The organism is Altererythrobacter sp. BO-6, from assembly GCF_011047315.1.
GTDB lineage: Bacteria > Pseudomonadota > Alphaproteobacteria > Sphingomonadales > Sphingomonadaceae > Erythrobacter.
Genome location: NZ_CP049259.1, coordinates 2,628,828 through 2,648,284, shown reverse-complemented (window position 1 = coordinate 2,648,284; position 19,457 = coordinate 2,628,828). Strand labels below are relative to the sequence as shown.

The window sequence follows — 19,457 nt, the reverse complement described above, 5'->3', positions numbered from 1 at the left end:
GCGGCCGAGCCTGCCGCGCCAACCGACAACTCCACAACCCGGAGCGAACGTGGTGTACAAGCTCGTAGCGCAGCAATAGCCGGCCTGGCCTTGGCCACCGCGGCTTGCGGCGGTGGCGGTGGTTCAGGCGGCGGGGCAATCGGCGGAGGCAGTTCCGGCCCTACAGTCGTCAAACCGCAGACCGACGCGGAGGCCGCGCGGTTTATCCTTCATGCTTCGCTTGCCGCTTCAACGGCTTCAATCGCAGATGTGCGCGCAAACGGATATGAGCCCTGGCTTGATGCGCAGATGTCGCTCGCCAACGACCAAACCGCCGAGCAATTCTTCTCCTCGCGTGGTTACGACAATATCGACAGCAACCAGTATTACTTCAACTCCGGTATCGCCGACCGGATGATCTGGAGCGAGCTGATGGCTGGCAACAGCGGGGTGCGCAAACGTGCGGCGCTGGCACTGTCCGAATTCTTCGTCGTCTCGCTCAACTCGGTCGATATCACCTGGCGCAGCCAGGCGATGGGCTATTACTGGGACACGCTGAACCGTCACGCCTTCGGCAATTTCCGCGATCTGCTGGAAGCGATCACGCTCAACCCCGCATTGGGCGTGTTCCTGAACACCCTGGGCAACCGCAAGGCAGACCCGAACACCGGCCGCGTACCTGACGAGAATTTCGGGCGCGAGGTGATGCAGCTGTTCTCGATCGGGCTCTACGAACTCAATCTCGACGGAACGCCGAAGACAAACGCCAGCGGCAATCCGATCGAGACCTATGACAATGACGATGTGACGGAGATCGCCAAGGCGTTCACCGGATATGATTACGACTATACCGGCGTTACCTTCACACCCGCCTCGCCCGGTTCGACCACCCAGATCCAGAACCCGCTCTACGTCCGCCAGCCGATGACGGCCGATCCGGCCAAATGGCGCAGGCCGCGCACGACCGGCTATCACTCGGACGAAGCCAAGAGCTTCCTCGGGACTACTATCCCCGCCGGAACGGGCGCGGTCGAAACGCTGCGACAAACGCTCGACGCGCTGTTCAATCATCCCAATGTCGGGCCATTCTTCGCTCAGCAGATGATCCAGCGGCTGGTGACCAGCAACCCCTCGCCCGCTTACGTCCAACGGGTTGCAGGCGTGTTCAACAACAATGGCAGCGGGCGGCGCGGTGACATGCGCGCCGTGTTCAAGGCGATACTGCTCGATGACGAAGCGCTCTCATCCGCAGGCCTCACCAACCCGCAGTACGGCAAGCTGCGCGAACCGATGGTGCGCTTTTCCCAATGGGGCCGCACTTTCGGGGCACAATCCGCATCAGGCAATTGGGCGATCCCGGACCTGAGCGACAGCGCCAGCCGGCTCGGCCAGTCGCCGCTGCGTTCCCCCTCGGTATTCAACTATTTCCGGCCCGGCTTCGTACCGCTCAATTCGCAGGCCGCGACCCGCAACATGGTGGCGCCCGAATTCCAGATCGTCAACGAGAACACCGTCGCCTCCTATGTCAATTTCATGGAGCGATCGGTCGACGGCTCGGGCGGCTGGGTCTCCGACGTCAAGGCCACCTACACGGAGGAACTGGCAATCGCGCATGACGCACCCGCCCTGCTCGAACGGCTCGATCTGCTGCTGACCGGCAAGCAGCTGTCGCAATCGACCCGCGACACGATCCTGACCGCGATGCAGGCGGAAACGGTCACGCAAACCTCCGATGACGCGACCAAGCGGCGGCGCATCCACATCGCCGTTCTGCTGGTGATGGTTTCCAACGACTACCTGGTCCAGCGGTAAGGGAGCGCAGACGATGTTCATCGGCAAAGATACCGAGATTTCGCGCCGCGCTTTCATGCAGCGCACAGGGCAATTGGCCGTCGCCGGATCAGCTGCGAGCTATGCGCTGGGCCTCGCCGGTATCGGCGAAGCCGCGGCGTTCAGTTCGGGCGGGGGGTACAAGGCGCTGGTTTGCGTCTTCCTCTATGGCGGTAATGACTATGGCAACACGCTGATCCCGTTCGACCAGCCCAATTATGACCGTTACGCAGCGATCCGTGGCGGCGGCGGCACTGGCGGTATCGCGCTTTCACAAGCAAGCCTTGCCAACACGGTCTTGACCCAGCCGACATCGCAAGTGCTGACCGACGATATCCGCTATGCGCTGGCGCCGACCATGCCCCGGCTCAAGGCGCTGTTCGACCAAGGAGCAATGGCACCCTTGCTCAATGTCGGGCCGCTGATCGTGCCGCTGACCAAGGCACAATACGAAAGCCAGAATAACGTCAGCTTTCCCAAGCCGCCGAAGCTGTTTTCGCACAATGACCAGCAATCGACCTGGCAAAGTTCTGCCCCGGAAGGTTCGGTCACCGGCTGGGGCGGGCGGATGGGCGATCTGGCGCTTTCGTCAAACACCAATTCGATGTTCACCGCGATCAATGCGACCGGCAACGCCGTTTTCCTGTCAGGTCAGAACGCCCTGCCCTATCAGGTTTCGAGCAGCGGCGCGGTAACGATCGGCGGACTCGGCCGGAGGGTCTATTCATCCAACGCCGCCCGCGATGCACTGACTGCATTGCTCCGCACGCACAACGGCCATGTGCTCGAAGCCGACTACGCGCAGACCATGGCGCGATCGATCGAATATGGCGGTTTCGTCAACAACGCGCTCGCGACCAGTTCGCTGACGACCGACTTCGGCACCGGCAACCGGCTCGCCGCGCAATTGTCGGTGGTGGCACGGCTGATTGCCGCACGCGCCAGCCTGGGAGTCGCGCGCCAGGTGTTCCTGGTCAGCATCGGCGGGTTCGACCACCACGATGGCCTGCTGGGATCGCACGATGCATTGCTGGGGCAGGTCGATTTCGCATTGGACGCCTTTTACCGTGCTACCGTGGAAATGGGCGTTGCCAACCAGGTGACCACCTTCACCGCGTCCGATTTCGGCCGCACGCTTACTTCGAACGGGGACGGCAGCGATCACGGCTGGGGTGGACATCATTTCATCCTCGGCGGCGCGGTCAACGGAGGCCGCTTCTACGGCACAGCCCCGCAAGTCTCGGTCGATTCAGACGACCAGGTTGGCCGGGGCCGCTTGCTGCCCAGTACATCGGTGGACGAATATTCGGCCACGCTCGCCAAATGGTTTGGTGTGTCGGCCAGCGAGCTGCCCAGCATCGCGCCCAATATCGGCCGGTTTGCGCGCCCCGATCTGGGCTTCATGCAACCGTAAAGGGTTGCGACAGCTTGCGACAATCCGCGACTGGAGTTCCCGCACGTAGCGCGTAACATCTCCGCGATTACAGGGAGATATGTAATGCGTGCTGCCCACTGGATCATCGCCGGCCTCGCTGCCTCCGTCACCTTCACCGCCTTTGCGCAGGACCGCGCGCGCCTGCCCGCACAATGCCGCCAGGAGATCGTGCAGTTGTGCGGCTCGGACCGGTCACAAATCCGCAGCTGCATGGCGGAAAAGCGCGGCCAATTGAGCGAAACTTGCCAACAGAGCCTGCGCGAACGGATGCAGGCGCGGCGCGGCGAAACCGGCACGGCACCACGCACCGCGGGCGGCAGCGCGGCAAGCGAACTCACCTATGGCACCGATCAGCTTCAGAAGCTCGATTTCTATCCGGCGACAGTCTCAAAACCCGCCCCGCTGGTGATCTTCGTCCATGGCGGTGGGTGGAAGCGCGGCGACAAGGGCAATGCCACCGGCCAGTTCAAGGCCCCGCATTACAACGAGCAAGGATACCACTTTGCCTCGATCAATTACCGGCTGGTGCCCGATGCCGCGGTCGAACAGCAGGCGGCCGATGTTGCCAGCGCGGTCGCCAAATTGCTGGCCGAGGCAGAGCGGCTCAAGATCGACCGCCGCAAGGTGGTGTTGATGGGCCATAGCGCGGGCGCGCACCTGGTCGCGCTGGTCGGCACAGATCCGCAATATCTCCGCGCTGCGGGCCTTTCCTATGCCGATATCAAGGGTGTGATCCCGCTCGATGGGGCGGCTTACAACGTACCCGAGCAGATGGACGAGAACGCCCTGTTGATGGGGGACACTTATAAGCAGGCATTCGGCACCGATCCCGAGCGGCAAAAGGCGCTATCGCCGACGCTGCACGCGGCTGCCCCCAACGCCCCATCCTTCCTCATCCTGCACGTCCAGCGGCGCGACGGTACCGCGCAGAGCAACGGCCTAGGCGAAGCGCTGCGCCGCGCAGGTACCGATGCGAAGGTGCAGGGGTTCGAAGGGCGCGGCCTCAAGGGCCATGCGGAAATCAACCGCTTGCTGGGCGATCCCGATTACCCGGCAACGCCAGTGGTCGATGCGTTCCTAAAGCGGGTGTTCGGCTAGGCGCGGGATTGTGCAGGCCGAAGCATAGCCCAGCCCCCGCTTGATGGCAGGGAACAGGCGGCCACTCGCCGCCGCCAGCGTCAGTTCGGTGCGTATCTTGCGGTCATGGAGCGCCTCGATCCGGTCACCCAATACTGCGGCAACTGGCGCATCCCCGCTGGCGATGGCAGCGCCGAATTCATAGGCTAGCGCATCGCTATCGCTTTCGGGCTTTCCGACCAGTGCGTTTTGCAGGCGCGCGGCATCCATCCCGTCCGCGAGCGCAATCCCCCGCACGATCTCGACGCAGGGGCCGCAATCCTCCGCCCTGGTCGATCCCAGCCGCGCCATGTGGATCAAGTCCTTCGGCGCGTGGAAATAATGGCCTGAGAGCACCATGGCGTGCTGGAATTTCTCGACCGCGAAACCGCCCGCCTTGGACAGGTCCCCGTAATAGGGCTCCGCATCGCCCACCATGCACTGCATCACGCTGACGAATAGCGGCTTGGGCAAGGGCACCGGCGAGACGCGCTTGCGCGCCAGCTGGATGCCGATCGCGCTCCACACGGCAATTGCCGGCCCAAGGACGCCGGGCGCATCGCGCCAGAAGATGTCCGGGCTGCAAATGCCCACCAGGACTTCATAAATATGTAGGACCCCGTGCAAAGTCGGGAACAGGTTGCCCACCACCGCGCTGCCCCAGCGCAGCGCCGGATTGAGCGCGGCATAGACCAGCAGCAGGCCGGAAATCGCAAAGGCGATCCCGATGTCGCGGATAAAGTGCGCGTTGGGCGGCCCGGATGCTTTGACGGTGCCGACGAAGTCATACCAGCCGAAGGGGTCGATCAGCATGAAAGCGCCATTCGCAAGCGCCATCAGCGCGGCCAATCCGATCAATGCTTGCGCCAACCGATCGAGACCATCAAACTTGCCGTACATTATGCGACTCCCCTATATTCGGATATCACATATCCATATTAATCGGAGCGAACAAGAGGCTTTGGGCTGATGCGGATCAACAAGGGTGTCGAATGGGCTGCGCATGCCTGCGCCGTGCTGGCCCCGCTGTGGCCGGAACGCGGACTGTCGCTGGCGGCGCTGGCCGAATTCCATGACGTGCCCGAACCCTATATGGCCAAGCAGATGCAGGCACTTTCGCGGGCCGGCCTGGTCGATGGCGGGCGCGGACGCAGCGGATTTTATCGCCTGGCCAAGGCCCCGGCAGAGATCACGCTGCTCGACATCTTACTGGCGGTGGATGGCGACGAGCCGATGTTCCGGTGCACGGAGATTCGCCAGCAGGGCCCATGCGGCTCAAGGCCCGAGGATTGCATCGTCCCTTGCAACATCGCGGCCGGCTTTGCGCGGGCCGAGCAGGCCTATCGTGCCAGCCTCGCCCAGATCGATCTGGTCACCCTCAGCCGCAGCGTGGCAGCGCAGATCGGCATGGAAAAGGTCATGCTCGCGGGCCAATGGATCGGAGAGCGCGTGCGAACGCGCGGGTAAGACAGCCTAAATCGTCGCGATCACGTCGATTTCGACCATCAATTCGGGAAGCGCTAGCGAGCGCACCTCGACGATGGTATCGGCCGGATAGGGCGGCGTGAAATACTGGCGCCGCGCGTCCACGATCTTCGGAAAATTGCCCATGTCGGTGAGATAGATCGTGACCTTCACGATCCTGGACAGGTCGCTGCCCGCCGCCGCCAGGACGGATTCGATGTTGGCGAATGTCTGCGCCAGCTGGGCGTCAAAGTCATCGGCCCCCACAATCGCGCCTTCGGGCGAAATTGCCGCCTGCCCTGACAGGAAAATGAGGTCGCCGACCTTCCAGCCCGGGCAGATCGCATAGGGTGCCAGCGGATCGGGATCGATTTTGATCGGTATCGCCTTGTCCGCCATGACTTACCTCCTTGCTACAGTCTGACTGGCCCGGAGGCTTCCAGCCGGTATGTGCAGCCCAGCGCGACCGGGTCTTCCCCCTCGTCGATCTGCGCCACAGTACGCCAACCCTCGCCGCGCAAGCGCTCCGCCGCATGAGCATCGTGACCAAGCGGCAGATACAGCGTGTCGCGCACGGCGGGCTCGGCCAAGGCGCCCAGCAACTGGTCGATATAGAGCGAAAAGCCGGTGGCTGCTTCGTCGCTGCCCTTGATGAGGTACGTACCTCCGCGGCCCAGCGCGCCGCGCACGCCCTCGGCATAGAGTGTGAAGCCGAACCAGCTCTGGTATTCGAAGCCATGCCGTTCGGTCGGGTCGAGCGTGATCCGTGCGCTGTCACCCACACGTGCCGCGATTTCCATGAGCCCGGCAATCCGGCTGGCCAGGGCACCACCTGCGTCAATCGCACGAAGTTGTTCAACGGCGTCGGCAAATGGCCCGGTCGCGTAAAGCAGCGGCAGATAGGCTTCGCCGCCTGCCGCCTTCAGCCCGCCAGCATCCTTGGCATCGAGCTCGCGCCGCACGGCATCGCGCGCTTCAGGCGGCAGCGGCATGGCCTGCTCAGCCAGTGTATCGACAAGGTCTGGCAGGGTGAAATCCACCGAGATTCCGGTCAGCCCCGCCGCACTGAGCGCCTCGACCGCAAGCGCAACGATCTCGCTCGCCGCTGCAACCGTATCCGCCCCGATCAGTTCGGCCCCCAATTGCAGGCGCTCGCGCGCAGGATCGAGCTGGTCGGCCTTGATCACCGCCGTCTCACCGCAATAGGCGAGCCGCAATGGGCGCGGTGCAGCGGCCAGGCTGGTCGCCGCGATCCGGCCAATCTGCGGGGTGATGTCGCTGCGCAGGGCAAGCGTGCGGAGGCTAGCCGGATCGACGAAGCGGAACATCCGGCGCGGCTGAACACCGTCCATCCGCCCGGCGAGCGACTTCTCGAATTCCACCAATGGCGGGCGCACCCGGTCATAGCCATGCGCATCAAGCACATCGAGCGCGGCGCGCATCGCCCGGGTGATCGCCGCCGCTTCGCGCGGCAGGCGATCTTCGAGCCCCTCAGGCAGCAGGTCGTCAGCTTCCATCATTGCAAGCGAGCGCTTGCCCGATCCCGCATCAGAATTCCAGCGCCTTGACCATCTTCACGCCTTCAACCGCGCAGGCCTGCTTGATGATGTCGGCGCCGATCGGTTGGTCAACGCTCAGCAGCAGCACCGCTTCTCCACCCGCTTCACGGCGGCCAAGGTGGAAGGTGCCGATGTTGATCCCGGCCTGGCCAAGCAAGGTGCCGATCCGGCCGATGAAGCCAGGAGCGTCTGCATTGACGATATAGAGCATGTGGCCCGCCAGTTCAGCCTCGATGCCGATACCGAAGATGTCCACCAGCCGCGGATTCTCGTTGCCGAACAGGGTGCCGGCAACCGAACGATCGCCTGCCGCCGTACCAACCGTAACGCGCAGGAGCGTGTTGTACGCCCCTTCGCGCTCGTGGCGGACCGAACGCACGTCGAGCCCGCGTTCCTTGGCGAGGAACGGCGCGTTGACCATGTTCACTGTGTCCGAATAGCACTTCATGAAGCCGGCGAGCACGGCAGCCTCGATCGGCTTGCCCGACAGTTCGGCTGCGGCGCCTTCGCGCTCGATGCTGATCTTGGTGAGGTTGTCATGCGCCAGCTGGCCGACCAGGCTGCCCAGGCTTTCCGCCAGCGCCATATAGGGGCGCAGCTTGGGGGCTTCTTCGGCGCTGAGCGAAGGCACGTTGAGCGCATTAGTCACCCCGCCATTGACCAAGTAATCGCTCAACTGCTCAGCCACCTGCAGCGCCACATTGACCTGTGCCTCGGTGGTCGAGGCGCCCAGGTGCGGAGTGCAGATGAAATTCGGCGCGCCGAACAGCGGATGATCCTTGGCCGGAGGTTCGGTCTCGAACACATCGAAGGCAGCGCCCGCTACCTGGCCGCTTTCGAGCATGTCCTTGAGCGCAACCTCGTCGATCAGGCCACCACGCGCACAATTGACGATTCGGATGCCGGGCTTCGCATTTTCAAGCCGTTCACGGCTGAGGATGTTGCGGGTCTGGTCGGTCAACGGGGTGTGCAGGCTGACGAAATCGGCCCGGCTCAGCAGCGTGTCGAGATCGACCTTTTCTACGCCCAGTTCGATCGCGCGCTCCTCGGTCAGGAAGGGATCGTAGGAGATCACCTTCATCTTCAGGCCCAGCGCGCGACTGGCAACGATCGAACCGATATTGCCGGCGCCGATCAGGCCCAGTGTCTTGCCGGTCACTTCGATGCCCATGAAGTCGTTCTTGGGCCATTCGCCGGCCTGCGTGCGGCGATCGGCCGCCGGGATCTGGCGAGCCAGTGCCATGATCATCGCGATCGCGTGTTCGGCTGTGGTTATGGAATTGCCGAAGGGGGTGTTCATCACCACCACGCCCTTCGAGCTGGCATAGGGGATATCGACATTGTCGACGCCGATCCCGGCGCGACCGATAACCTTGAGGTTAGTCGCGGCGTCGAGGATTTCCCTGGTCACCTTGGTGGCCGAACGGATCGCCAGGCCATCGTACTGGCCGATGATCGCTTTCAGTTCTTCGGGCGTCTTGCCAGTGATGACGTCGACGTCACAGCCGCGCTCTTCAAAGATGCGTGCGGCATTGGGGTCCATCTTGTCGGAAATAAGGACTTTGGGTTTGGTCATGAGTCTCAACCTCTTAAACAGAGAACCGTTCGGGCTGAGCCTGTCGAAGCCCTGCACTTGCCTTGAATCTGCCGGTCCTGAAGAAAAACAGCCCTTCGACATGCTCAGGGCGAACGGGAAATTTCTAGGCCGTCAGCGATGCCCAGGCCCAGTCGAGCCAGGGGCCAAGCGCTTCGATATCGGCGGTCTCGACAGTTGCTCCGCACCAGATGCGCAGGCCCGCAGGGGCGTCGCGATAACCGGCGATGTCATAGGCGGCATCTTCCGCTTCGAGCAGTCCGGCGAATTTCTTGATGAAATCCGCATCGGCGCCCTCGACCGTAAGGCAGACGCTGGTGTTGGAGCGGCTGGCCGGATCGGACGCGAGATGGCCGAGCCAGTCCCGCTCCTGGACGATCTTGTCGAGCGAAGCGGCATTGGCATTGGCGCGGGCCTTCATGCCCTCAAGCCCGCCGACCGATTTCGCCCATTCAAGCGCGAAGATCGCATCCTCGACGGCCAGCATCGACGGTGTGTTGATCGTTTCGCCCTTGAAGATTCCTTCGGCGAGCGCGCCTTTGCTCATCAGGCGGAACACCTTGGGCAGCGGCCATGCGGGGGTGTAGGTTTCGAGCCGCTCGACCGCGCGGGGACCAAGGATCAGCACACCATGTGCGCCTTCGCCGCCCAGCACTTTCTGCCAGCTGAAGGTCAGCACATCGATCTTGTCCCATGGGATATCCTGCGCGAACACCGCACTGGTGGCGTCGGCAATGCACAGGCCCTCGCGGTCGGCAGCGATCCAGTCGCCATTCGGCACGCGCACGCCCGAAGTGGTGCCGTTCCAGGTAAAGATGACGTCATTCGACCAGTCGACCTGGCTCAGGTCGGGCAACTGGCCATAATCGGCGCGGATAACGGTCGGGTCGATCTTCAACTGCTTGACCGCGTCGGTCACCCAGCCCTCGCCGAAGCTCTCCCACGCCAGCGTGGTGACCGGGCGCGCGCCCAGCATGGTCCACATCGCCATTTCCACTGCGCCGGTGTCAGACCCGGGCACGATGCCGATGCGGTGCGTGTCAGGCACCTGCAGCACTTCGCGCATCAGGTCGATGGCAAGCCCAAGGCGCGCCTTGCCGATCTTCGCGCGATGCGAGCGGCCGAGCGATTCGAGGCTGAGTTTTTCGGGGGACCAGCCCGGCGGCTTCGCGCAGGGACCGGAAGAAAAGAAAGGACGCGCAGGTTTACGCGCGGGTACTTGGTGTTCAGTCATTTAAGACTCTCCTTGCAGAGAGCTCGCGCGGCGTTGGGACCGCGTGGCCCGCTGGCCGCAATAGTGGCGCGCGGGCCCAAGTCAACTCGGAAAGTGGATTCCCCGACAGTCGACCCTCGTGGCGCGCAAAAAGGCAAACGCTCTCGCCAATCGCGAGAGGCTTCTTTATGGCAAGGCCGATTATGCAAACCAGCGACCTTCGCATTGCCCTGTTCAGCGGCAATTACAATTATACGCGCGACGGGGCGAACCAGGCCCTGAACCGACTGGTGGAGTACCTGCTGCGCCAGGGGTCGGCAGTGCGCATCTATGCCCCAAAGGTTGCCAATCCCGACTTTCCGCCGACCGGCGACCTGGTGGGAGTGCCCAATGTCCGCATGCCGGTAAAGGGGCGTGGCGAATATCGCCTGCCAACCGGGCTCGACCGCAAGGTGAAGCAGGACTTGCTGCGCTTCGAGCCCAACATCGTCCATATCTCCTCGCCCGATCCTGCGGGGCACGCCGCACTACGCTGGGCGCAGGATTATGACCTGCCGGTGCTGGCATCCGTGCATACAAGGTTCGAAACCTACCCCCGTTATTACGGGCTAGGTTTCATGGAACCCGCGATCGAATGGATCCTGCGGCGGCTTTACAATCGCTGCGATGCATTGGTTGCGCCGTCCCAGAGCATGGTCGATACCCTGCTCGAGCAGGACATGCATGACGACATCACGATCTGGTCGCGCGGGGTCGACCGGACGATCTTCTCGCCCGCCAAGCGCGACCTGGAATGGCGCCGCGCACACGGGCTGGATGATGACGATGTTGCTGTGGTTTTCCTTGGTCGGCTGGTAATGGAAAAGGGCCTCGACATCTTCGCTGATACAATCATCGAACTGCGCAAGCGGCAAGTGCCGCACAAGGTGCTGGTGATCGGCGACGGCCCCGCCCGCGGCTGGTTCGAGCAGGCGCTGCCGGGCGGTATTTTCGCCGGCTTCAAGACCGGCGCCGACCTGGGCCTGGCACTCGCGAGCGGCGACGTGTTCTTCAACCCGTCGATCACCGAGACCTTCGGCAACGTAACACTTGAGGCGATGGCCAGCGGGCTGCCGGTCGTGGCGGCAGGCGCGACCGGAGCATCTTCGCTGGTCGATCCGGGTGAGACCGGCCAGCTGGTGCCGCCGGGCGATGCCGCCGCCTATGCCGAGGCGATCGCGCCCTATTGCACCGACCATGCATTACGGCGCGCGCATGGCGAAGCGGGCGAGCGCAAGGCCAGCGGCTATAGCTGGGACGCGATCAACCAGGTCGTTGCGGACACCTATATCCGGCTGGTCGAGCAGCGCGAGGCAGAGCGCGCGGCCGATGAAGCCAGGATCAAGACTGCGCTTGAATCAGCGTAGCACCCCGGTTCCCGCCATCCGGCGCGCATAGAGCAGCAAGGCGATCGCAATGCCGATGATGACCAGGCTCATGATCGTCGCGACCGATGATTGCATGATTTCCGGCGGCTCGCTGATGAACGGATAGAGATTGGACAGGATCGCGCCGGCCAGCGAAAGCGCGAAGGCAATTACGGCAAAGCGGCTGCGCAGCAGCAGCAGGATCGAGCCTGCTACCGCACCCCAGACTCCAAAGGCCCATGCGACATCGGCCCAGATCGGGAAGCTGTCGATATAGGCTAGAGCTTCGTCGGTGAAACCCATGCTGCCGAGATAATCCATATTGCGCGTGCGCGTCTGAAAGTAATCGTTCGCGCCCACCGCGTTCCACAGCAGGCTGACAACGCCGATCACCCACAGGTGCCACGGCGCCTTGCTAGCTTCGTTCATAGCTTGTCTCCCCTCCCCGCCGGCCAATGTCCGGCGCTGAAGGGGAGAGGTTAAGCCTTCAGGTTTGCCAGTGCAAACCGATTGGGGATCACAGCCGTTCAATCCGCTTGGCGACTTCGTCGATAATGTCGACGATCTGGTCGATCGTCGCCTGGTCGAGTTTCCCCGCTTTCGCCCGGTTCTTGAGCACGCTGGCGAGGTTGCCCATCGCGCGGAACAGGTCCGGCGATTTCTCGCGCACCTTCTCGGCACGTTCACCGTGAGCGCCAAGGCGCTCCATCAGCTCGTCGACCTCATCAGCGCGATCCTCAAGCTCTGCGGCACCCGACTTGGTTGCTTCAAACGGCTTCTTGCCGCTTTCATCACCATCCTTGTCCTTGCTCTTGGCCGGTTTGATCTGGCCTTCTTCTTCGAGCATCTGCAGCGTCGGATAGACTGCGCCCGGGCTGGGCGCATAGGCACCACCGGTCATTTCCTCGATCGCCTTGATCAGCTCATAGCCGTGCCGCGGCTCTTCGTTGATCAGGGCTAGCAAGGCCAAACGCAACTCGCCCGAGCCGAACATCCGCCCGCGGCGGGTCCGGCGGCGAGCGCCTTCTTGCCATTCGCGACGTTTGCGGCGGCGGGCCTCGCCGAATTCTTCGTCCCAGTCGCTAGCCGCCGAAGCCGCCATCATTGCGATCATCGGGCCGAGGTTGTTCCAACCGCGCCCATATCTGTTCCATGTCATTGCGAAGTTCACTCCTGACTATCTTCGATAGCTCTAAGATATATCTTGGATACAGCTTCGCAAGAGCCGTATGGATTCAAGCGACGAACGGCCTATGAAGATCGACCAATGGCCGACTTGTTTGCTGACGATCCCGCTTCAACCGATTGTGCACCGGAAGCGCCGAGCGCTGACGCGCCGTTGGCAGACCGCTTGCGCCCGCGAAATTTGGCAGAAGTCATCGGCCAGGAACACCTGACCGGGCCGGAGGGCGCGATCGGGCGGATGGTCGCGGCGGGCCGTCTATCCAGCATGATCCTGTGGGGCCCACCTGGTACCGGCAAGACCAGCATCGCCCGTCTGCTGGCCGATGCCGTTGGTATCCGTTTCGTGGCCGTGAGCGCTGTATTCTCAGGCGTGGCCGACCTCAAGAAGGCGTTCGCCGAAGCTGATAAATTCGCCGCTGCCGGCCAGAAGACATTGCTGTTCGTGGACGAGATCCACCGCTTCAACCGCGCGCAGCAGGACGGCTTCCTCCCCTTCGTGGAGCGCGGCACGGTGACGCTGGTCGGTGCAACGACAGAGAACCCCAGCTTCGAACTCAACGCCGCACTGCTCTCCAGAGCACAAGTGCTGATCCTCCACCGGCTGGACAGCGAAGCGCTGGGCAAACTGCTTGATCGCGCCGAAGAGCTCGAAGGCCCGCTGCCGCTGACGCCCGAGGCGCGCGAAGCGCTGGTCGCCAGCGCGGATGGCGACGGACGTTTCCTGCTCAACCAGGCCGAAACGCTCTACAACGCCAAGATCGAAACTCCGCTCGATCCAGCCGCACTGGGCAAGTTCCTGCAGCGCCGCGTCGCGGTTTACGACAAGGACCGCGAAGGGCACTATAACCTCATCAGCGCGCTGCATAAGAGCCTACGCGGTTCAGATCCGCAGGCTGCACTCTATTACCTCGCGCGAATGCTGGTGGCTGGCGAAGAGCCGCTCTATGTGCTGCGGCGCCTGGTGCGGTTCGCCAGCGAGGATATCGGGCTCGCCGATCCGCAAGCACTGGTCCAGTGCCTTGCCGCGAAGGACGCGTATGACTTCCTCGGCAGCCCGGAAGGCGAATTGGCGATCGTGCAGGCCTGCCTCTATTGCGCCACCGCGCCGAAATCGAATGCGGCCTATGCCGCGCAAAAGGCGGCGTGGAAAAGCGCGAAGGAAACGGGCAGCCTGATGCCACCGCAAAATATCCTCAACGCGCCCACCAAACTGATGAAGGACATCGGCTATGGTGCCAGCTACGCCTATGACCATGATGCGGAAGGCGGCTTTTCCGGCGCGGACTACTGGCCGGAAGGAATGCAGCCGCAGGCCTATTATGCCCCGGTCGAACGCGGTTTCGAGCGAGAGATCGCCAAGCGGCTCGACTATTGGGACAAGCTGCGGCGGGAGCGGCGCAATCCGTAGCTTCACACATTTCCTGGCGATCGACTGGTCCGGCGCCAAAGGCGAACGGCACAAAGGCATAGCACTTGCGCTCGCCGATGCCTCTGGGGGCCCGCCCGTACTCGTCAGCCCACCGGCGCGCGGCTGGGCGCGCGAGGATGTGCTGGCGCTGCTGCGCGAAGACTTGCCGCATGACACGCTGGTGGGCATGGACCTGGGCATTTCGCTGCCCTTTGCCGATGCGGAGTCGTTCTTTCCGGGCTGGAGTGCAAGTCCATCGGATGCGAGGGAACTGTGGGCACTGATTGACGATATCTGCCGCGGCGATCCGCATCTCGAATGCGGGAGCTTTGTCGCCCACCCCGAAGCCTCGCGCTATTTCCGTCATGCAAAGGATCACGTGGGTGACCGGTTTCACTTGCCCGATGCTGCAACCCGCGAAGGGCGCTTCCGCGTGGCCGAGCAGGCCCAGCGCGCACAAGGTGTGCGCCCGGTCAGCAATTTCAACCTGGTCGGCGCGGCGCAGGTCGGCAAAAGCTCGCTCACCGGCATGCGGATGCTACACAGGTTACAGGGCCACGTCTCGGTCTGGCCGATAGATGCACTACCGCAAGAAGGACCGGTTGTAGTCGAAATGTACACCAGCATAGCGGCGCGTGGCGGCGGTGTGGGCGGCGCGAAAACCAAGCTGCGAACCTATGAAGATTTGAATGCGGCACTGAGCCAGCTCGATTCACCAGGCGTGCGAGGCGAAGGTCCGATAGACGATCATTCATCCGATGCGCTGGTCACCGCCGCCTGGCTGCGCAAGATCGGCCATGAACCGGCCTATTGGCGCCCGGAAGACCTTTCACCAGACATTGCACGCACAGAAGGCTGGACTTTCGGCGCGGTTTAGGGCTAGCGGGCGCTCGCGCTTCAGGCTTCAAAGCGGTAGGTCGAAAAGAAAGTGCCGGTTTAGCTCAGTTGGTAGAGCAGTTGATTTGTAATCATCAGGCCAGGGGTTCGAATCCTCTAACCGGCACCATCGCTTCTGCAGGATCTCACACCACCGCCATGAGGCTGGCGTTGCCGCCCGCAGCGGTTGTGTCGACCGACACGGCGAGTTCTTCGAACATCCAGTCGGTGCGATAAGGGCGCGCGTCGCCGCCGAGCTGCACGATCGGGATCGGGCCGTCCTTCGCCGCAATTGCCTGCAGGACGGTGCAGATATCCTGGCCGCCCTCTTCGATCAGCACATGTGCGTAGGGCGGCTCGGTGATCCAGTCTGTCACCCACTCGACCGCAACGGCAGGGCCAAGTCCTTCGTAAAGCGCCCGCGCCGCTTCCGGCAAGACGGCGCTGTTCCCGGTCGCCGCGACCGCTTGCAGCTGTGCCTGCAACCCCTGCTCCGAGGTAGGGAGCAGCAGGACCCGCCCGCGCGGATGGACGCTATAGAGATTGCGTTCGCCCACGGGGCCGGGCAGCCCGGTCATGTGGCCGAGCATCGGCGTGCCCGCCTCGTCGCGCAGCACAGCAGCGCTGGGCTCGGCACGCTTGACCAGCCGCGAAAGATAGAGCGGCCCGCCCGCTTTGGGTCCGGTGCCCGACAGGCCCTTGCCGCCGAAGGGCTGCACCCCCACGATCGCGCCGATGACATTGCGATTGACGTAGATATTGCCGACCTCAACCTGGCCGATGATTTCAGCGATGGTCTCGTCGATACGGCTGTGCACCCCAAATGTGAGGCCATAGCCGGTCGCGCGGATCTGGCGCAGCACTTCGGCCAGGTCGCGCCGACGATAGCGCAGCACGTGGAGCACGGGGCCGAAAACTTCGCGGCTGAGCTGACCGATATCGTCGATTTCGATAATTGTCGGCGCCACAAAGGTGCCGCGCGCGGCTCCGGCGTCCAGCTCGAGTTGCTCGACCCGCTGCCCGGCGACACGCATCCGCGCGATATGCGCATTGATCGTGCCCTGCGCTTCGGCGGTGATCACCGGCCCAACGTCGACACTCAGTCGATCCGTTGATCCGACGCGCAATTCCTTCAGCGCACCGCGCAGCATCTCCATCAACTCGTCGGCAATATCCTGCTGCACGCACAGGATCCGCAGAGCCGAACAGCGCTGGCCCGCGCTGTCAAAGGCGCTGGCGATCACGTCGCGCACCACCTGTTCTGGCAGTGCCGAACTGTCGACCACCATCGCGTTCTGCCCGCCGGTCTCCGCGATCAGCGGGATCGGCGCGCCATCGGGCAACGTGCGCTTGGCCAGCTGCCGCTGGATCAGCTTGGCCACCTCGGTCGAACCGGTGAAGATCACCCCGCAGGTCTCAGGCGCAGCAACCAGAGCGCCGCCGATCTCGCCCGCGCCCGGCACCAGCTGCACCACATCGTGCGGCACGCCCGCTTCATGCAGGATGGCCACCGCCTGCGCCGCGATCAGCGGAGTTTCCTCGGCCGGCTTGGCCAGCACCGTGTTGCCCGCAATCAGTGCGGCGGCGACCTGCCCGGTGAAGATTGCCAGCGGGAAGTTCCACGGGCTGATGCACACCATCGGGCCGATCGCTTCCGCGCCCTGTAGCCCATCGCGCGCCTGCTGCGCATAATAACGCAGGAAGTCGACTGCCTCTCGCACTTCCGCGATGACGTTGGGTGCGGACTTACCCGCCTCGCGCATGATCAGGCCGAGCAGCGGCTCCATCCGCGCGTCGAGCAAATCGGCCGCGCGTTCGAGCGAGGCCGCGCGTTCAGCAACCGGCGTGGCCGCCCAACCGGGGAAAGCCGCTGCAGCGCGCTGTGCGGCATTTGCCGCGCCTTCTGCGCAGGCCCAGATCGCTTCGCCCACAACGTCTGCATGATCGGCCGGGTTGGTGACGGGCCGAGCGTGAGCCTCTGCATCGTCGGCAAAACTCGGTTCGGCGCGCCATTCCTGTGCCACGCTGGCCGTCAGCGCGTCCGAAAGCTGCGCCAGCACCCCTTCGTCGCTCAGGTCCAGCCCGCGCGAATTGGCACGATCGGGATAGAGCTCTGACGGCAGCTTGATTACCGGATGCGGCGAGCCAACCGGTTCGATCGCTTCCGCTTCGGTCACGGGATCGGCGGCGAGCTCCTCGACCGAGACATTTTCGTCCCAGATACGGTTGACGAATGACGAGTTTGCGCCGTTTTCCAGCAAGCGCCGGACGAGATAGGCGAGCAGCGTCTCATGCGTGCCGACCGGCGCATAGATGCGACATGGCCGGTCGAGCTTACCCTTGCCGACCACCTCCTCATACAGCGCCTCGCCCATGCCGTGGAGGCACTGGAACTCGTAATCGCCGATGCTGAAGTCGTCACCCGCGAGGTGATAGATCGCGGCCAGCGTCTGGGCATTGTGCGTCGCGAATTGGGGAAAGACATCTGTGCGCGCCGCAAGCAGCTTCCTGGCGCAGGCAAGATAGCTGACGTCGGTATGCACCTTGCGGGTGAACACCGGAAAGTCAGGCAAGCCATCGACCTGAGCGCGCTTGACCTCACTGTCCCAATAGGCGCCCTTGACCAGCCGCACCATGATCCGGTGGCCCGAGCGCTGGGCCAGGTCGATAATCAAGTCGATCACGAAGGGGCAGCGCTTGCCATAGGCCTGGACTACGAAGCCGAGCCCGTCCCAGCCCACGAGCTCCGGATCGAGCGCCAGCGCCTCAAGGATATCGAGCGACAATTCGAGCCGGTCGGCCTCTTCGGCATCGATGTTGAGACCGATATCATAGCTCTTGGCCATTAGCGCCAGCGTGCGCACACGCGGCAACAGTTCGCCCATCACGCGATCGACTTGCGAGCGCTGGTAACGCGGATGCAGCGCCGACAGCTTGATCGAGATGCCGGGCCCGGAATAGACACCGCGCCCCGCCGCCGCCTTGCCAATGGCGTGGATCGCGCGCTCGTAATCCGCGTAGTATCGATCCGCGTCGCGCATGGTCATCGCCGCTTCGCCCAGCATGTCATAGCTATAGGTAAAGCCGATCTCTTCCTGCTTGCGCGCGCGCTTGAGCGCTTCGCCGATGGTTTCGCCGGTGACGAACTGTTCGCCCATCATCTCCATCGCCAGGTTCACCCCGCCGCGGATCACCGGCTCCCCCGCGCGCTTGATCAGGCCGGTCAATGCCGAGGACAGCCCGCCTTCCTGTACCGGGCTGACCAGCTTGCCTGAAACCACCAGCCCCCAGGTCGCCGCGTTGACGAAGATCGAGCGGCCATCGCCCAGATGCGCGCGCCAGTTGCCGGCCGCGATCTTGTCACGGATCAGTGCGTCGCGCGTGGCACTATCGGGCACGCGCAAGAGCGCTTCGGCGAGGCACATCAGCGCTACGCCTTCCTGTGTCGACAGCGAGTATTCCTTGACCAGCCCTTCAACTCCGCCACGCTGGCCCTTTTCACGCAGCCGCGTGACCAGCCCCCGGGCGACGGTCGCAATCGCTTCGCTTTGCTCAGGCGATACCCGGGCCGCTTCGATCAGCCGCGCAACCGCTTCAGGCTCAGACAAGCGATAGGCAGCGGTGATTGCGCGCCGCAGCGGTGTGGGCTCGCTGATCGGCGGGGCGAAACGGGCAAAGCGCGCAGCGTCGGGGGAAGCAACCACGGCGATTCCTTTGGATGTGATGGCGGCGCCATTAGCGCCAAATGTTCGCGCGATCTATCGGATCGCGTGCTGCGCCTGCTCAGCCGCGGCCGCGATAGCTCGCCACGCCCTGATCCGGCACCCACAGTCCTTGCGGGGCGGGGCCGGTCTGCCAGAAGACGTCGATCGGGATCCCGCCGCGCGGATACCAGTAGCCGCCGATCCGCAACCATTGTGGCTTCATTTCAGCGGCGAGGCGCTGGCCGATGCCGACCGTCACATCCTCGTGAAAGCCGCTGTGATTACGAAAGCTGCCCAGGAACAGCTTCAGGCTCTTCGATTCGACGATCGTCTTGCCCGGCGCATAATCGATCACGAGATGCGCGAAATCGGGCTGACCCGTCACCGGGCACAGCGAAGTGAATTCAGGCGCGGCAAAACGCACCAGATACAGCGCGCCTTCACGCGGATTGGGCACGTAATCGAGCTGTGCCTGCTCAGGCGAAGCGGGCAATTCGCTCTGCTTGCCGAGGAATTGGGGGGGTGGGTGTGTCGCTCATGCAGCGCTGTTGCCGCGAAGTGACGCGCAGCGCAAGAGATTGGCTGGCACTGCGCGGGTTAAGTGCCTATTCAGCGCGCCTCCCGCTTGACCCTGCTACGCAGCCATGATGATCCGCCCTGCCCCCTATCCGACTGCAATTGCACTTGC

The 19,457-nt window shown here is 63.5% G+C and carries 16 protein-coding genes and 1 tRNA gene; 8 read left to right on the top strand and 9 right to left on the bottom strand.

Going from position 1 to position 19,457, the window contains the following annotated elements; translation table 11 throughout:
• Positions 1–90: 90 nt before the first annotated feature.
• From G6N82_RS12915 to G6N82_RS12905, 3 genes are all read left to right on the top strand, one after another.
• Positions 91–1,791: a DUF1800 family protein gene (locus G6N82_RS12915; RefSeq protein WP_241255108.1), complete on the top strand. Its 1,701-nt coding sequence runs from the start codon at positions 91–93 to the stop codon at positions 1,789–1,791.
• 13 nt (positions 1,792–1,804) lie between these two features.
• Positions 1,805–3,223, top strand: a complete 1,419-nt coding sequence (locus G6N82_RS12910) for a DUF1501 domain-containing protein (protein WP_165197047.1) — start codon at positions 1,805–1,807, stop codon at positions 3,221–3,223.
• Positions 3,224–3,307: 84 nt separating this feature from the next.
• Positions 3,308–4,342, top strand: a complete 1,035-nt coding sequence (locus tag G6N82_RS12905) for an alpha/beta hydrolase (protein ID WP_241255107.1) — start codon at positions 3,308–3,310, stop codon at positions 4,340–4,342.
• Here the strand turns inward: G6N82_RS12905 and G6N82_RS12900 are convergent.
• A complete protein-coding gene (locus tag G6N82_RS12900; protein ID WP_165197045.1) occupies positions 4,322–5,260 on the bottom strand; it encodes a hypothetical protein in 939 nt (312 codons plus the stop codon). The two genes, G6N82_RS12905 and G6N82_RS12900, sit on opposite strands and share 21 nt — an antisense overlap.
• A 69-nt stretch (positions 5,261–5,329) precedes the next feature.
• Here G6N82_RS12900 and G6N82_RS12895 point away from each other — a divergent pair, with 69 nt between their 5' ends.
• Positions 5,330–5,827 (top strand): Rrf2 family transcriptional regulator, encoded by a 498-nt coding sequence (locus G6N82_RS12895; RefSeq protein ID WP_165197043.1) that lies wholly within the window; start codon positions 5,330–5,332, stop codon positions 5,825–5,827.
• A gap of 6 nt (positions 5,828–5,833) precedes the next feature.
• Here G6N82_RS12895 and G6N82_RS12890 read toward each other — a convergent pair whose 3' ends face one another.
• The 4 genes from G6N82_RS12890 to G6N82_RS12875 form a co-directional block, all read right to left on the bottom strand.
• Positions 5,834–6,223 carry a RidA family protein gene (locus tag G6N82_RS12890; protein WP_165197041.1) on the bottom strand — a complete coding sequence of 130 codons (390 nt, stop codon included), beginning with the start codon at positions 6,221–6,223 and terminating at the stop codon, positions 5,834–5,836.
• Positions 6,224–6,237: 14 nt separating this feature from the next.
• Positions 6,238–7,344 (bottom strand): ATP phosphoribosyltransferase regulatory subunit, encoded by a 1,107-nt coding sequence (locus G6N82_RS12885; protein ID WP_165197039.1) that lies wholly within the window; start codon positions 7,342–7,344, stop codon positions 6,238–6,240.
• Positions 7,345–7,372: 28 nt separating this feature from the next.
• Complete coding sequence (gene serA / locus G6N82_RS12880; protein WP_165197037.1) at positions 7,373–8,959, bottom strand: phosphoglycerate dehydrogenase; 1,587 nt, start codon at positions 8,957–8,959, stop codon at positions 7,373–7,375.
• A gap of 124 nt (positions 8,960–9,083) precedes the next feature.
• Positions 9,084–10,211, bottom strand: coding sequence for a phosphoserine transaminase (locus tag G6N82_RS12875; protein ID WP_165197035.1), 1,128 nt, complete (start codon positions 10,209–10,211; stop codon positions 9,084–9,086).
• 182 nt (positions 10,212–10,393) lie between these two features.
• On the opposite strand from G6N82_RS12875, the gene G6N82_RS12870 reads away from it, so the two are divergent.
• Positions 10,394–11,596, top strand: a complete 1,203-nt coding sequence (locus G6N82_RS12870) for a glycosyltransferase family 1 protein (protein WP_165198249.1) — start codon at positions 10,394–10,396, stop codon at positions 11,594–11,596.
• On the opposite strand, the gene G6N82_RS12865 is transcribed toward G6N82_RS12870, so the two are convergent.
• Both G6N82_RS12865 and G6N82_RS12860 read right to left on the bottom strand, forming a co-directional pair.
• The gene (locus tag G6N82_RS12865; protein ID WP_165197033.1) at positions 11,588–12,025 is read right to left on the bottom strand and encodes a hypothetical protein; all 438 of its coding nucleotides are present in this window, start codon (positions 12,023–12,025) and stop codon (positions 11,588–11,590) included. The genes G6N82_RS12870 and G6N82_RS12865 overlap by 9 nt on opposite strands.
• An 88-nt stretch (positions 12,026–12,113) precedes the next feature.
• The gene (locus G6N82_RS12860; RefSeq protein ID WP_241255106.1) at positions 12,114–12,755 is read right to left on the bottom strand and encodes a PadR family transcriptional regulator; all 642 of its coding nucleotides are present in this window, start codon (positions 12,753–12,755) and stop codon (positions 12,114–12,116) included.
• A gap of 108 nt (positions 12,756–12,863) precedes the next feature.
• Here G6N82_RS12860 and G6N82_RS12855 point away from each other — a divergent pair, with 108 nt between their 5' ends.
• From G6N82_RS12855 to G6N82_RS12845, 3 genes are all read left to right on the top strand, one after another.
• Positions 12,864–14,189, top strand: coding sequence for a replication-associated recombination protein A (locus G6N82_RS12855; protein WP_165197031.1), 1,326 nt, complete (start codon positions 12,864–12,866; stop codon positions 14,187–14,189).
• Positions 14,182–15,066: a hypothetical protein gene (locus tag G6N82_RS12850; protein WP_165198245.1), complete on the top strand. Its 885-nt coding sequence runs from the start codon at positions 14,182–14,184 to the stop codon at positions 15,064–15,066. The genes G6N82_RS12855 and G6N82_RS12850 overlap by 8 nt, the downstream gene beginning before the upstream one ends.
• Positions 15,067–15,119: 53 nt before the next feature.
• Positions 15,120–15,195 (top strand) — tRNA-Thr (locus G6N82_RS12845).
• A gap of 16 nt (positions 15,196–15,211) precedes the next feature.
• On the opposite strand, the gene putA is transcribed toward G6N82_RS12845, so the two are convergent.
• A complete protein-coding gene (gene putA / locus G6N82_RS12840) occupies positions 15,212–18,769 on the bottom strand; it encodes a bifunctional proline dehydrogenase/L-glutamate gamma-semialdehyde dehydrogenase PutA (protein WP_206520206.1) in 3,558 nt (1,185 codons plus the stop codon).
• Between the two features lie 79 nt (positions 18,770–18,848).
• A complete protein-coding gene (gene queF / locus G6N82_RS12835; RefSeq protein WP_165197029.1) occupies positions 18,849–19,262 on the bottom strand; it encodes a preQ(1) synthase in 414 nt (137 codons plus the stop codon).
• Positions 19,263–19,457 lie beyond the last annotated feature (195 nt).